The organism is Achromobacter sp. SD115, from assembly GCF_017355315.1.
Lineage (GTDB): Bacteria > Pseudomonadota > Gammaproteobacteria > Burkholderiales > Burkholderiaceae_B > Achromobacter > Achromobacter xylosoxidans_B.
In genome coordinates this window covers 169808-183377 of record NZ_JADIJM010000004.1, presented here as the reverse complement: position 1 = coordinate 183377, position 13570 = coordinate 169808, and the positions used below count along the sequence as shown (strand labels likewise).

General features: G+C 64.4%; 10 protein-coding genes. 3 read left to right on the top strand and 7 right to left on the bottom strand.

The window, feature by feature from the left end; translation table 11 throughout:
* Positions 1–169 precede the first annotated feature (169 nt).
* The 3 genes from IPU70_RS07685 to tldD form a co-directional block, all read right to left on the bottom strand.
* Positions 170–1579: an FAD-binding oxidoreductase gene (locus tag IPU70_RS07685; RefSeq protein WP_207466226.1), complete on the bottom strand. Its 1410-nt coding sequence runs from the start codon at positions 1577–1579 to the stop codon at positions 170–172.
* 102 nt (positions 1580–1681) lie between these two features.
* Complete coding sequence (aroG, locus tag IPU70_RS07680; RefSeq protein ID WP_013392575.1) at positions 1682–2755, bottom strand: 3-deoxy-7-phosphoheptulonate synthase AroG; 1074 nt, start codon at positions 2753–2755, stop codon at positions 1682–1684.
* Positions 2756–3004: 249 nt separating this feature from the next.
* Positions 3005–4465: a metalloprotease TldD gene (gene tldD / locus IPU70_RS07675; protein WP_088139355.1), complete on the bottom strand. Its 1461-nt coding sequence runs from the start codon at positions 4463–4465 to the stop codon at positions 3005–3007.
* An 813-nt stretch (positions 4466–5278) separates the two neighbouring features.
* On the opposite strand from tldD, the gene IPU70_RS07670 reads away from it, so the two are divergent.
* Complete coding sequence (locus tag IPU70_RS07670; RefSeq protein ID WP_013392573.1) at positions 5279–5662, top strand: H-NS family nucleoid-associated regulatory protein; 384 nt, start codon at positions 5279–5281, stop codon at positions 5660–5662.
* A gap of 88 nt (positions 5663–5750) precedes the next feature.
* Here IPU70_RS07670 and IPU70_RS07665 read toward each other — a convergent pair whose 3' ends face one another.
* Positions 5751–6395: a DUF4136 domain-containing protein gene (locus IPU70_RS07665; RefSeq protein ID WP_207466225.1), complete on the bottom strand. Its 645-nt coding sequence runs from the start codon at positions 6393–6395 to the stop codon at positions 5751–5753.
* Between the two features lie 149 nt (positions 6396–6544).
* Between IPU70_RS07665 and pepN the strand changes: the two genes are divergently transcribed.
* Together pepN and IPU70_RS07655 are read left to right on the top strand one after the other, a co-directional pair.
* A complete protein-coding gene (gene pepN / locus IPU70_RS07660; RefSeq protein ID WP_207466223.1) occupies positions 6545–9250 on the top strand; it encodes an aminopeptidase N in 2706 nt (901 codons plus the stop codon).
* A 9-nt stretch (positions 9251–9259) separates the two neighbouring features.
* The gene (locus IPU70_RS07655) at positions 9260–10282 is read left to right on the top strand and encodes a class 1 fructose-bisphosphatase (RefSeq protein WP_207466221.1); all 1023 of its coding nucleotides are present in this window, start codon (positions 9260–9262) and stop codon (positions 10280–10282) included.
* Positions 10283–10368: 86 nt separating this feature from the next.
* Here IPU70_RS07655 and IPU70_RS07650 read toward each other — a convergent pair whose 3' ends face one another.
* The 3 genes from IPU70_RS07650 to IPU70_RS07640 form a co-directional block, all read right to left on the bottom strand.
* On the bottom strand, positions 10369–10590 hold the full coding sequence (locus IPU70_RS07650) for a YgdI/YgdR family lipoprotein (protein WP_013392569.1): 222 nt from the start codon (positions 10588–10590) through the stop codon (positions 10369–10371).
* A gap of 178 nt (positions 10591–10768) precedes the next feature.
* Positions 10769–12178: a threonine synthase gene (gene thrC, locus IPU70_RS07645; protein ID WP_207466219.1), complete on the bottom strand. Its 1410-nt coding sequence runs from the start codon at positions 12176–12178 to the stop codon at positions 10769–10771.
* On the bottom strand, positions 12175–13479 hold the full coding sequence (locus IPU70_RS07640; RefSeq protein ID WP_207466509.1) for a homoserine dehydrogenase: 1305 nt from the start codon (positions 13477–13479) through the stop codon (positions 12175–12177). Before IPU70_RS07640 ends, thrC begins: the two co-directional genes overlap by 4 nt.
* Positions 13480–13570 lie beyond the last annotated feature (91 nt).

Below are 13570 nucleotides of genomic sequence, written 5' to 3'. Positions count from 1 at the left end.
CAGACCGGGATTTACCCGCATCCGTGCACCTATGGCACACCAGATAAGTAACCAGCCGTAATCGCATGCCGCACATGGGCGGCGCCCGGCTCGTCCGACCATTCCGCCGGCAAAAAAAACCGACGGCATGCCGTCGGCTTCGGATGTCGGCGGCGCTGCCGCAGCAGGCTTACCAGGACACGATCTTGCCGGGGTTGAGAATATTGTTCGGATCAAATGCGTGCTTCAGGCTGCGCATCAGGTCCAGGGCATCCTCGCCATGCTCTTCTGCCATGAACTGCATCTTGTGCAGGCCCACGCCGTGCTCGCCGGTGCAGGTGCCGTCGGCGGCAATCGCGCGGCGCACCAGGTTGTGGTTGATGGTTTCGGATTCTTCCCATTCCTTGGCGTTGTCCGCATCGAGCAGCATCAGCACATGGAAGTTGCCGTCGCCGACGTGGCCGACGATCGTGTAGGGGAAGCTGGCGCGGTCGAGTTCCTCGACCGTGTCGCGCACGCAATCGGCCAGGCGCGAGATCGGCACGCAGACGTCGGTGGTGCTGGCGCGGCAGCCGGGGCGCAGCTGCAGGCCGGCGAAGTAGGCGTTGTGGCGCGCGGTCCACAGGCGGCTGCGGTCCTCGGGGCGCTCGGCCCATTCGAAGTCCATGCCGCCATGGTCCGCCGTGATCGCCTGCACGGTTTCGGCCTGTTCCTGCACGCCGGCGGGGCTGCCGTGGAATTCGAACACCAGCAGCGGCGTCTCGCGCAGGGTCAGCTTGCTGTGCAGGTTCACCGCGCGCACGCTGGCCGCGTCCATGAATTCGACGCGGGCGACCGACACACCCATCTGGATGATTTCGATCACGCTCTGCACGGCCGAATCCAGCGTGGGGAAATTGCAGACCGCGGCCGACACGGCTTCAGGCTGCGGGTACAGGCGCACCGTCACTTCGGTGATGATGCCCAGCGTGCCTTCGCTGCCCACGAAGATGCGCGTCAGGTCGTAGCCCGCCGAGGACTTGCGGGCGCGGCCGGCGGTGCGGACGATGCGCCCGTCCGCCGTGACCACGGTCAGCGACATGACATTCTCGCGCATGGTGCCGTAGCGCACGGCGTTGGTGCCGGAAGCGCGCGTGGCCGCCATGCCGCCCAGGCTGGCATCGGCGCCAGGATCGATCGGGAAGAACAGGCCGGTGTCGCGGATTTCTTCGTTGAGCTGCTTGCGCAGCACGCCCGCCTGCACGGTGGCCGTCAAGTCCTCGGCGTTGACCGCCAGCACCTTGTTCATCTGCGACAGGTCCAGGCTGATGCCGCCCTGGATCGCCAGGATGTGGCCTTCGAGCGAAGAGCCGGCGCCGTAGGGAATCAGGGGCACGCGATGCTGGTTGCACAGCTTGGCGATCTCGGCCACTTCCTCGGTCGTATGCGCGAAAACCACCGCGTCCGGCGGCATGGCCGGATAGGGGGATTCATCGCGGCCGTGGTGGTCGCGCATGGCGGAAGATTCGGACAAGCGATCGCCAAAGCGGGCGCGCAAGGCATCCAGACAGGCGGCCGGCACCGGACGGCGCAACGATTCGGCGTGCAAGGGAGCGTTCATGGTCAGCGTGATCTCGGGTTCGTTAACCTGATTATTCTACGCCGCCGCGCACGCAGCGCCGCAAACCGCCAGGCGCTGGCGATCGGCGGCGCTGCCAGGTGCTTACTTGCCGGAAGTCAGGGCGACCCGGCGGCGTTCACGCACGGCGTGCGCCAGGCGCTCGAGCACGGCGACCGAAGCGTCCCAATCGATGCAGCCGTCGGTAATGCTCTGGCCGTAGACCAGCGGCGTGCCCGGCACCATGTCCTGGCGGCCGCCCAGCAGATGGCTTTCGACCATGACCCCCACCAGGCGGCTGTCGCCCGCTTCCATCTGGCGCGCCACGTCTTCGATGACCAGCGGCTGGTTCTCGGGCTTCTTGCTGCTGTTGGCGTGGCTGGCGTCGATCATGATGCGCTGTGCCAGGCCGGCCTTGGACATGTCCTGGCAGGCCGCATCGATGCTGGCCGCATCGTAGTTCGGCGTCTTGCCGCCGCGCAGGATGACGTGGCAGTCCTCGTTGCCGGCCGTCGACACGATGGCGGAATGGCCGCCCTTGGTCACCGACAGGAAATGGTGCGGCTGCGACGCCGCCTTGATCGCGTCCACCGCGATCTTCACATTGCCGTCGGTGCCGTTCTTGAACCCCACCGGACACGACAGTCCCGAAGCCAGTTCGCGATGCACCTGGCTTTCCGTCGTCCGAGCCCCGATCGCCCCCCAGGAGACCAGATCCGCGATGTATTGCGGCGTAATCATGTCCAGGAACTCGCAACCCGCCGGCAGTCCCAGGCTGTTGATGTCCAGCAGCAGTTCGCGGGCGACGCGCACGCCCTTGTTGATGTCGAAGCTGCCGTCCAGGTCCGGATCGTTGATCAGGCCCTTCCAGCCCACGGTGGTGCGCGGCTTCTCGAAGTACACCCGCATCACGATTTCCAGGTCGGCGCTGAGCCGGTCGCGCACGGGCTTCAGACGCTTGGCATATTCGATGGCCGCGCGGGTGTCATGGATGGAGCAAGGACCGATCACGACGATCATCCGGTCATCCATGCCATGCAGGATGCGGTGCATGCCCTGGCGGGCGGCGAACACGGTGTCGGACGCCTCCTTGGTGCAGGCGAACTCGCGCATGACATGCGCGGGCGGGTTCAGCTCTTTGATTTCTCGAATGCGAAGGTCGTCGGTATTGTGTGACACGGTACTGCTCCTGGGTTGCCCGCCACGGGGATGTTCCCGAGGTGGTTTCCTCAACTGGCGGCGCAAAAAAAGCCGCCAGTTCGCTGGCGGCTTTTTTGGGGGGTTCTTTCCAAACTTCAGATTGAGCGCGTCCCTTCCTCCGCCAGCGGCTTCAGAAAACCATAAAAATAAAAATAGAAAGCGGGGGACGCGAATTTCATGGGGATTGACTCTAGCACAAATTTTCCGGACCGTCACCCGTGTTTTGGGTCAAGCCGTGCCGCCGACCGTCAGGCCTTCCATGCGGACCGTGGGCATGCCCACGCCCACAGGCACGCTCTGGCCGTCCTTGCCGCAGGTGCCCACGCCCGAGTCCAGCTGCAGGTCGTTGCCGATCATGGTGACGCGGGTCATGGCGTCCGGACCGTTGCCGATCAGGGTGGCGCCCTTGACAGGGTAGGTCACCTTGCCGTTTTCGATCATGTAGGCCTCGGACGCGGAGAACACGAACTTGCCGTTGGTGATGTCGACCTGGCCGCCGCCGAAGTTGACCGCGTACAGCCCGCGCTTGACGGACGACACGATTTCCTCGGCCGGCTTGTCGCCCGCCAGCATGTAGGTGTTGGTCATGCGCGGCATGGGCAAGTGCGCGAACGATTCGCGGCGACCGTTGCCAGTAGCGGCGGTCTTCATGAGGCGCGCGTTCAGGGTGTCCTGCATGTAGCCGCGCAGGATGCCGTCTTCGATCAGCACGTTGCGCTGGGTGGCATTGCCTTCGTCGTCGATATTGAGCGAACCGCGGCGGTCCGGGATCGTGCCGTCGTCCACCACGGTGACCCCCTTGGAGGCCACGCGTTCGCCGATGCGGCCGGAAAACACACTGGAGCCCTTGCGGTTGAAATCGCCTTCCAGCCCGTGGCCGACAGCCTCGTGCAGCAGGATGCCGGGCCAGCCGGAGCCCAGCACGACAGTCATCTCGCCGGCCGGCGCCGGGCGCGCTTCCAGGTTCACCATGGCTTCATGCACCGCGCGCTCGACATAGCCTTGCAGCATTTCGTCCGTGAAATAGGCCAGACCCAGGCGGCCGCCGCCCCCGGCGTGGCCCATTTCGCGGCGGCCGTTGCGTTCGGCGATGACAGTCAGCGACAGGCGCACCAGCGGACGCACGTCGGCGGCCAGGCGGCCGTCGCTGCCGGCCACCAGCACCACGTCGTATTCGGCACCCAGGCCCGCCATGACCTGGATCACGTGCGGATCGCGCGCGCGCGCCATGCGCTCCACGCGCTCTAGTAGTGCAACTTTTTCCGGGGCGCTCAGCGTGGCCACCGGATCGATATCGGCGTACAGGCTGCGGCCGATCTCGGCTTCGACCTGCGCCGCCACCTTCACTTTGCCGGCGCCGCGGCGCGCGATGCCGCGCACGGCGTGGGCCGACGACAGCAAGGCTTCGGGCGACAGCGAATCCGAATAGGCGAAGGCGGTTTTCTCGCCGCTCACGGCGCGCACCCCGACGCCCTGGCTGATCGAAAAACTGCCCGTCTTGACGATGCCCTCTTCCAGGCTCCAGCCCTCGCTGCGCGTGTACTGGAAGTACAGGTCGGCGTAGTCGACCTTGTGCGTGAAGATCTCACCCAGCGCGCGCGCCATATCCGCCTCGGTCAGCCCCCAAGGGTCGAGCAGCAGGGATTTGGCGGTGGCGAGGGAAGCAATGGCGGGATCGATGATTTTCATGGGGCTCTGTACAGGAGGCGGCGGCGCGCAGGCGCGCGCTCGCGGTGATACTCGAGATCATATCGTAACGCTGGCGCGGCCCCGCCGTCGCGGGGCGCTCCGGCGCCGAGGATTCAGCGAGGGGCACGCGGGCGGCGAAAAATACCACGGGCATTATCTATGGGACATGGGATGGGGCCGGAATATTACATATCAAGCGGGACAGGCTGGCTCCAACGCAGGCTCAAACAATGTTCGATGCGCCCCTCTTTCCCAGTTCCGGAAGACATGCGCGGCTCGTCGGCATATAGACCCGCGATATCTCGAACGCACCCGCCAAACTCGTCATACAACTTGACATGAAAATGAAATGTGCCAAAGGAACGCCCCGGCGCCCAATACGGGATCACATCAGACGGGACCGCATGAATATCGGACTACAGGACAATTCATTCGTTCCCTTGCATACCGTCATCAGACCTCCGCCAGCGCCGGGCAGGCAGCTTGCACGATTGATGTCGGCAGCCCGCAAGCCGCGTATTTGCACGCTCTGCGAGACAAACCGCGCAGGCGCAAGGGTTCAACGGCCCATTTGTCCGCCTCGTGAACCAATATCCCTATTGTTTCAAGTTGTCCCAAATTTAAGAATATCCTTCCCAGCACTTGGCTCATTGCAGGCATTCCCAGACCGAAAAACGGTATCGGGCTCTTTTGATACAAAGTAATTGCTTCGAAAACCGCGAAGTCAAGCCGCAATTTCTGTATTATGCGAAGCACAACAATTACACATAACTTCGCCGGCGATTACAGCAGTTCCATAATCAGGAATAAACCATGGCCCGAGAATCCTACGCAGCACTGCAAGCAAAGATCGAAAAGGAAATCAACAAGCTACAAAAGAAGGCTGAAGTCCTGCAAACCAAGCGCCGCAAGCCGGTGATCACGCAGATCATCACGTCGATGCGCGAGTACGAAATCACGCCTGAAGAGATCATTGCAGCCTATGGCGCCGGCAAGCCCGCCCGCGCCGCCACTGGCGGCCGCCGCAAGGCCGGCGCCGCTGCCCGTCCGGCCAACGCCGCCAAACGCGCCGTTGCGCCCAAGTACCGCCATCCTCAAACAGGGGAAACGTGGAGCGGCCGTGGCAAGGCTCCCCGCTGGCTCGCCGCGGAAGAAGCCGCAGGCGCGACCCGCGACAGTTTTCTTATCAAAGAATAAGAACCTATTCGCCAGTAATAAAAAAATCGGCGCACCAAAATGGTGCGCCGATTTTATTTAAAGGCTGGTACGCAAAGACAGCCGGAATTTATTGCACCGGGAAACGGATTTCGCGCTCAGCGCCATTATTCCCGGGAAAATTATCAAATATTGCGCGCACCAGGTACGGCATGGTCCGCAGGAAATCGTCGCGCTCGCTCAATATGAAAGCGCTGGAACGGTACACCTCCGCGCCGCCCCGCTGCGTGTCATAGATATGCAGGGTGAGGGTATTGCGCTGCACGGCCATCGGCACATCCACCCAGTCCGGCCCCCAATAGCCATAGCCGGCGCCCCAGGGCCGCGGGCCGTAGAAGCCGCCGTAGCCATAGCCGTAGCCGCCGTAGAAGTACGGGTCGTATGGACGCTGCACCATTATCTGGGTCTGCGAGGTGCCGTAATTGAACGACACGTCGAAACGGCCTTTGGCCCCGGGCCTGGCTTCGACCAGACCGGTTGCGCCTATGCCGGCCCGCACCATGTCCTGATAGGACTGATATTCAAGATTGTTGTTTTGCGAGGCGTCGGCGGTAATGAATTGGTATGTCTGCCCCTCCACGCCCGCGGGCCATTGCTGAAAGGAAGTCACCCGCGCGGAAACCGTCGGCGCCGCGCACCCGGTCAGGGCGAGCGCCCCCGCCACAGCCAGCAGGCCCGCCCAGCGGCGCACATTGAACATGGACAACCTCGACATTTTGCAACCCCTCCAGCGCGCGACGGCGCCATGATACTGACTTTGACTCGGACCGCTACAAAAAGTTTACGGTAAGCCAAAAGGCCCAGCGCGGCGCGTCATGCCCAGCCACTACAATAGGAGCCTCGTTCAAACAGGACTGCAATCCCATGCGCACAGACACGCCCGTAACCGTATATCGCAAGGATTACCAGCCCTACCCCTACGACATTCCCGAAGTCGCCCTCGCCTTCGACCTCGCGCCGGACGCGACCGAAGTGCGCTGCACGATGCAAGTGCAGCGCAAGGCCGGGGCCAGCGCCGACGCCGCCCTGGTCCTGGACGGAGAAGACCTGGAACTCGTTTCGGTAGGCGTGAATGGCGCGGCCCTGCCCGCCAGCAGCTACCGCCTGTCCGAACACAGCCTGGCGCTGCACGGCCTGCCGCCCAGCGCCACGGTGGAAATCGTCAGCCGCTGCAAGCCGTCGGCCAATTCCACGCTGATGGGCCTGTACGTCTCGGGCGGAAACTTCTTCACTCAATGCGAAGCCGAGGGCTTTCGCCGCATCACCTGGTTTGCGGACCGGCCCGACGTCATGTCGCGCTACCGCGTGACCCTGCGCGCGCAGCCGGAATACCCGGTGCTGCTGTCCAACGGCAACCTGCTGGCCACGCGCCAATTGCCCGACGGCCGCAACGAAGTCGAATGGGAAGATCCCTTCCCCAAGCCCTGCTATCTGTTCGCGCTGGTGGCAGGCAAGCTCACGCACCGCGAAACCACCGTGAAGACCGCCAGCGGCCGCGATGTGCTGCTGCAGGTCTACAGCGACCCGGGCTCGGAGTCCAAGACCGAATGGGCGCTGGATTCGCTGGTGCGCGCCCTGCGCTGGGACGAAAGCCGCTTCGGCCTGGAGCTGGACCTGGACCGCTTCATGATCGTGGCCGTCCATGACTTCAACATGGGCGCGATGGAAAACAAGGGCTTGAACATCTTCAACGCCGCCTACGTGCTGGCGGATGCGGATACGGCCACGGACGCCAATTACGAAGGCATCGAGTCCGTCATCGGACACGAGTACTTCCATAACTGGACCGGCAACCGCGTCACCTGCCGCGACTGGTTCCAGCTGAGCCTGAAGGAAGGCCTGACCGTCTTCCGCGACCAGGAGTTCAGCGCCGACATGATGGCCCACGGCATGGATGCCGCGGAAGCCGCAAGCGCGCGCGCGGTCAAGCGGATCGACGACGTGGTCGCGCTGCGGGCCGCCCAGTTCCCGGAGGATGCCGGCCCCATGGCTCATCCGATCCGGCCGGAAAGCTACCAGGAAATCGGCAATTTCTACACCGCCACCGTGTACGAAAAAGGCGCCGAGGTCATCCGCATGCAGCACACCCTGCTGGGCGAGGAAGGCTTTCGCGCCGGCATGGACGAGTACTTCCGCCGCCATGACGGCCAGGCCGTGACCTGCGACGACTTCGTCGCCGCCATGGAATCCGTCTACGTGCGCCAACATCCGGACCGCGACCTGTCCGTATTCCGCCGCTGGTACCGCCAGGCCGGCACGCCGCGCGTCACCGTCAAGCTCGAGCACGACGCCGCCGCGCGCCGCTGCACCGTCACGCTCACTCAGGAATGCCCGCCGGTCGGCGTGGAAAGAAAGGCCGGCGCCGACTACGTGAAGGCCCCCTTCCATATCCCCTTCGCCATCGGCCTGCTGGACCCGAGCGGCCGCGCCCTGCCGCTGCGCCAGGGCGGCAAGGTCGAGGAAACCGCGTTGCTGGAATTGACTCAGCAAAGCCAGCAATGGGTATTCGACGATATCGCCGAGCGCCCCGTGCCGTCGCTGCTGCGCGACTTCTCGGCGCCCGTCATCGTCGATTACGACTGGACCAACGAAGAGCTGGCGCTGCTGTCGGCGCATGACAGCAACCCCTTCGCGCGCTGGGAGGCCGGCCAGGAATTTGCCACCCGCCAGATTCTGGCGCTGGCCGAGGCCCGCCAGGCCGGCAAAACGCTGCATGCCGATTCCGCCTTCATCGACACCTGGCGTGCGCTGCTGACCGATCCCGAGATCGACGCCGCCTACCGCGCCCGTGCCCTGGCCCTGCCGTCGGAAAAGACCCTGGCCGAGCGCATGCAGCAGGTGGACCCGCCGGCCCTGGCGGTCGCGCGCGACTTCCTGCGCGCCGAACTGGGACGCCAGCTGGCCGCCGAATTCCGCCAGGCTTTCGACGACAACCAGACTCCGGGCGCATACAGCCCGGCCCCGGTTCCGGCGGGCAAGCGCGCGCTGAAGAACTTGGCGCTCAGCCACCTGATGGCGGCGGGCGAACTCGACGCCCAGCGCCTGACCGAGCAGCAGTACGACAAAGCGGGCAACATGACCGACAGCATGGCCGCGCTGTCCGCCCTGATCAATTTCGGCCAGGGCGAGTTCCCGCAAGAGGCGCTCGCCGCCTTCTACGACAAGTGGCGCGACAACGCCCTGGTGGTGGACAAGTGGTTCGCCCTGCAAGCCGCAGCACGTTCAACCACCGTGCAGACGGCGCGCGAACTGATGCAGCATCCCGCATTCACCTTGCGCAATCCGAATCGCGCGCGCTCGCTGATCTTCCAGTTCTGCCTGAACAACGCGCGCGGCATGCATCATCCCGACGGCACGGGCTACGCCTTCTGGGCCGAGCAGGTGCTGGCGCTGGACGCACTCAATCCCGAAATCGCTGCCCGTCTGGCGCGCGCGCTGGACAACTGGTCGCGCTTCGTGCCCGCCCTGCGCACGCCCATGCAGGCTGCCCTGCAGCAAGTGCGCGCGCACGCAGGCTTGTCGCGCAACGTGCAGGAAATCGTATCCAAGGCTTTAGAATTCGCAGCATAGGAGGTTCCTTTGAAACGCAAAACACTGACCCAATACCTGGTGGAGCAACAGCGCTCCACCCAAGCCCTCGCGCCGGAAGTGCGGCTGCTCATCGAAGTGGTCGCGCGCGCCTGCAAGGCCATCAGCCATGCGGTGAGCAAGGGCGCGCTCGGCGGCGTCCTCGGCAGCCTGGAAAGCGAGAACGTCCAGGGCGAAGTACAGAAGAAGCTCGACGTGCTGTCCAACGAGATCCTGCTGGAAGCCAATGAATGGGGCGGCCACCTGGCGGCCATGGCCTCGGAAGAGATGGAAACCATCCATCTGATTCCGAACCGCTACCCCAAGGGCGAATACCTGCTGCTGTTCGATCCCCTGGACGGCTCCTCGAACATCGACGTCAACGTCTCCATCGGCACCATCTTCTCGGTGCTGCACGCGCCTCACAACGTGTCGGGCGCGCCCGTGTGCGAACAGGACTTCCTGCAGCCGGGCGACAAGCAGGTCGTGGCCGGCTATGCCGTCTACGGTCCGCAGACCATGTTGGTGCTGACCATCGGCAATGGCGTGGTGGGCTTCACGCTGGATCGCGAAATGGGCTCGTGGGTGCTGACGCACGAGAACATCCGCGTACCGGAAGACACCAAGGAGTTCGCCATCAACATGTCGAACATGCGCCACTGGGCCGCCCCGGTCAAGCGCTACGTCGATGACTGCCTGGCCGGCACCACCGGTCCGCTGGGCAAGGACTACAACATGCGCTGGATCGCCTCCATGGTGGCGGACGTGCATCGCATCCTGACCCGCGGCGGCATCTTCATGTACCCCTGGGATGCCCGCGAACCGGGCAAGGCCGGCAAGCTGCGCCTGATGTATGAAGCCAACCCCATGAGCTTCCTGGTCGAACAGGCCGGCGGCGCCGCGATCAACGGCGTGCAACGCATCATGGAAATCCAGCCCGACAAGCTGCACCAGCGCGTCAGCGTGATCCTGGGCTCGAAGAACGAAGTCGACCGCGTGGGCCGCTACCACGCGGAAGAGGCTGCCAAGCAGTAATTCCGCAGGCGCTCCGCGCCAATGAAAAACGCCCCGGCGCCTTGTGCGGCCGGGGCTTTGTCATTGAAGGATTACCGGAACGGTGGTCACTTCACCTGTTCAATGGACTTCACGTCGTCCTTGTTGATCTGGACCTTCTTGCCGTCCTTGTCATATTCGTACATGCCCGAATCCTTATCGTATTTGGGCGTATCGGGCGTCACGGTCGAGCTGCCGTCCCGCTGCTGAATGACCGACGGAGACGAGCATCCGGCCAGTACCCCGAATCCGGTCACGGCCAGGGCGAGCGTCATGGTCTTCAGTTTCATGGGCGTGTTCTCCGAAAGTGAATCGTGAATTCACTGTATCGGACACTGTCCCCTCATTCGTGACCGGTTGTGGTCAAAATGCATGCGAAGGTAATCCGGCGGACCCGCCAAATGCAAAAAACCCCTCGCAAGATCAGCCTGCGAGGGGTTGCACACGCATACAAGACGCAAGCGGCCTTTACACCTTGGCGTTGGCCTCGATGAAGCGGCGCACGGCGCCGGCGTCGCAGTCCATGATTTCCACGCGTTGCGGCAGGGATTCCAGATCGGCCAGGTTGCCCGGCGGCGTGGCCGGCCGGCCCAGCGCCTCTTCGATGGTTTCCGAGAACTTCGCCGGCAAAGCGGTTTCCAGGACCAGCATGGGCACGCCGGGTTCGACGAAGTCGCGCGCGACCTTGACGCCGTCAGCAGTGTGCGGATCGATCAGCACGCCGGTTTCGTCGTAGACCGAACGGATCGTCGCCAGGCGGTCTTCATGCGAGCTCGCGCCCGACACGAAGCCATAACGCTCCTCGAACTGCGGCTTCAGATCGGACAGGTCGAAAGACCCGTCGCGCGCCATGCCGGCCCACAGTTCCTTGACGCGGGCCGCGTCGCGGCCGACCAGGTCGAATACGAAGCGCTCGAAGTTCGAGGCGCGCGAAATGTCCATCGACGGGCTGGAGGTGGCGTAGGTCTGCTCGGCGGGACGCGGACGATAGACGCCGGTGCGGAAAAACTCTTCCAGCACGTTGTTCTCGTTCGTGGCCAGCACCAGGCGGCGGATGGGCAAGCCCATGCTGCGCGCGATGTGGCCGGACAGGATGTTGCCGAAATTGCCCGAGGGCACCGCGAACGACACCTGCTCGCCGGCCTTGCTGGTGGCGCGCAGCCAGCCGTGGAAGTAGTACACCACCTGGGCGGCGATGCGCGCCCAGTTGATGGAGTTGACCGCACCCAAACGGTACTTGGTCTTGAACGCCAGATCGCCGGCCAAGGCCTTGACGATGTCCTGGGCCTCGTCGAACACGCCGTGCACGGCGATGTTGTGGATGTTCTCGTCCTGCAGCGAATACATCTGGGCGCGCTGGAAAGCGCTCATGCGGCCGTGGGGCGACAGCATGAACACCGCCACGCCCTGCTTGCCGCGCAAGGCGTACTCCGCCGCCGAACCCGTATCGCCGGAGGTTGCGCCCACGATGTTCAGGGTGGTGCCGCGCTTGGCCAGCACATATTCGAAGACCTGGCCCAGGAACTGCATGGCCATGTCCTTGAAGGCCAGCGTCGGCCCCTCCGACAGGCCCAGCAGCGACAGGCCGCCATCCAGCGGACGCAGCGGGACGATGTCCTCGCTGTTGAAGATCTGCTGGGTGTAGGCCGCGCGCGTCAGGCGGCGCAGGTCATCGGCCGGGATGTCGGTGGCGAACAGCGACAGCACTTCGAACGCCAGGTCGGCATACGGCAGGCCGCGCCAGGACTCCAGCGTTTCGGCCGAGACCTGGGGCAATTGCTCCGGCACCGCCAGGCCGCCGTCCGGCGCCAGGCCTTCCAGCAGGATGTCCGAGAATTCCATCGCGGCCATGCCGCCGCGGGTAGAGATGTATTTCATGTCAGGTTTTCCACGCGTAGGCGGGTTACCTTGGAACGCACGAACGGCAATGCCTCGATGCGTTCGATCGCCTGATTGACGTTGCCTTCGACCGCTTCATGCGTCAGGAAGATGATGTCGGCGCCGCCGATGTGCGACGGCTGCTGGATCATCGAACCGATGGAGATGGAGCGGTCGGCCAGGATGCGGGCGATGTCGGCCAGCACGCCCGGCTGGTCGTCCACGCGCAGGCGCAGGTAGTACGAGGTGCTGACCTGCTCGATCGGCAGGATCGGCGTATCGGACATGGCGTCCGGCTGGAAAGCCAGGTGCGGCACGCGGTTGCCCGGGTCGGCGGTGTGCAGGCGGGTCACGTCGACCAGGTCTGCCACCACGGCCGAGGCGGTGGGCTCTTCGCCCGCGCCCTGGCCGTAATACAGCGTGGGGCCAACGGCGTCGCCCTTGACCAGCACGGCGTTCATCGCGCCTTCGACGTTGGCCAGCAGCCGCTCGGCCGGCACCAGCGCGGGATGCACGCGCAATTCGATGCCATCGGGGCGCCGCTTGGTAATGCCCAGCAGCTTGATACGGTAGCCCAGGCGTTCGGCATGCTCGATGTCTTCAGCGGCCAGCTGCGAAATGCCTTCGATGTAGGCGCGGTCAAACTGGACCGGCACGCCGAAAGCCAGCGAAGCCAGCAGGGTCAGCTTGTGGGCGGCGTCCACGCCTTCCACGTCGAACGTGGGATCGGCTTCGGCGTAGCCCAGGCGCTGGGCCTCGGCCAGCACGTCGGCGAACGGCAGGCCGCGCGAGCGCATTTCGGACAGGATGAAGTTGGTGGTGCCGTTGATGATGCCGGCCACCCACTGGATGCGGTTGGCCGTCAGGCCTTCGCGGATCGCCTTGATGATGGGGATGCCGCCGGCGACAGCAGCCTCGAAGGTCACCATCACGCCGCGCTCGTGGGCCGCGGCGAAGATCTCGTTGCCGTGCTTGGCCAGCAGCGCCTTGTTGGCGGTCACGACGTGCTTGCCGTTGGCGATGGCTTCCATCACCAGCTCGCGCGCCAGCGTGTCGCCGCCGATCAGTTCGACGACGATGTCGATTTCAGGATCGCGCACCAGCGCGTGCACATCGGTATCGACCAGGATCGCGTCGCCCACGCGCGCACGCGCCTTGGCCACGTCGCGCACGGCGGCGCGGGTCACTTCGATGCGGCGTCCGGCGCGGCGCGCAATCTCTTCCGCGTTGCGCGACAACACCGCCCAGGTGCCGCCGCCAACCACGCCCAGGCCGAGCAGGCCGACTTTCATGGGATTCATCGCGGCGCCTTCTGCGGGCGGGCGTTGAGGGGAATTCATTTTTGGTTCTCCATAACTGCTGTGCAAGGAACACCATACTTGGCAGCACCAA

Excerpts from the sequence above, each read along its gene's own strand:
- IPU70_RS07685 (WP_207466226.1), bottom strand. The coding sequence starts at position 1,579 with ATGAACGCTCCCTTGCACGCCGAATCGTTGCGCCGTCCGGTGCCGGCC.
- tldD (WP_088139355.1), bottom strand. The coding sequence starts at position 4,465 with ATGAAAATCATCGATCCCGCCATTGCTTCCCTCGCCACCGCCAAATCC.
- IPU70_RS07670 (WP_013392573.1), top strand. The coding sequence starts at position 5,279 with ATGGCCCGAGAATCCTACGCAGCACTGCAAGCAAAGATCGAAAAGGAA.
- IPU70_RS07665 (WP_207466225.1), bottom strand. The coding sequence starts at position 6,395 with ATGTCGAGGTTGTCCATGTTCAATGTGCGCCGCTGGGCGGGCCTGCTG.
- pepN (WP_207466223.1), top strand. The coding sequence starts at position 6,545 with ATGCGCACAGACACGCCCGTAACCGTATATCGCAAGGATTACCAGCCC.
- IPU70_RS07650 (WP_013392569.1), bottom strand. The coding sequence starts at position 10,590 with ATGAAACTGAAGACCATGACGCTCGCCCTGGCCGTGACCGGATTCGGG.
- thrC (WP_207466219.1), bottom strand. The coding sequence starts at position 12,178 with ATGAAATACATCTCTACCCGCGGCGGCATGGCCGCGATGGAATTCTCG.
- IPU70_RS07640 (WP_207466509.1), bottom strand. The coding sequence starts at position 13,479 with ATGAATCCCATGAAAGTCGGCCTGCTCGGCCTGGGCGTGGTTGGCGGC.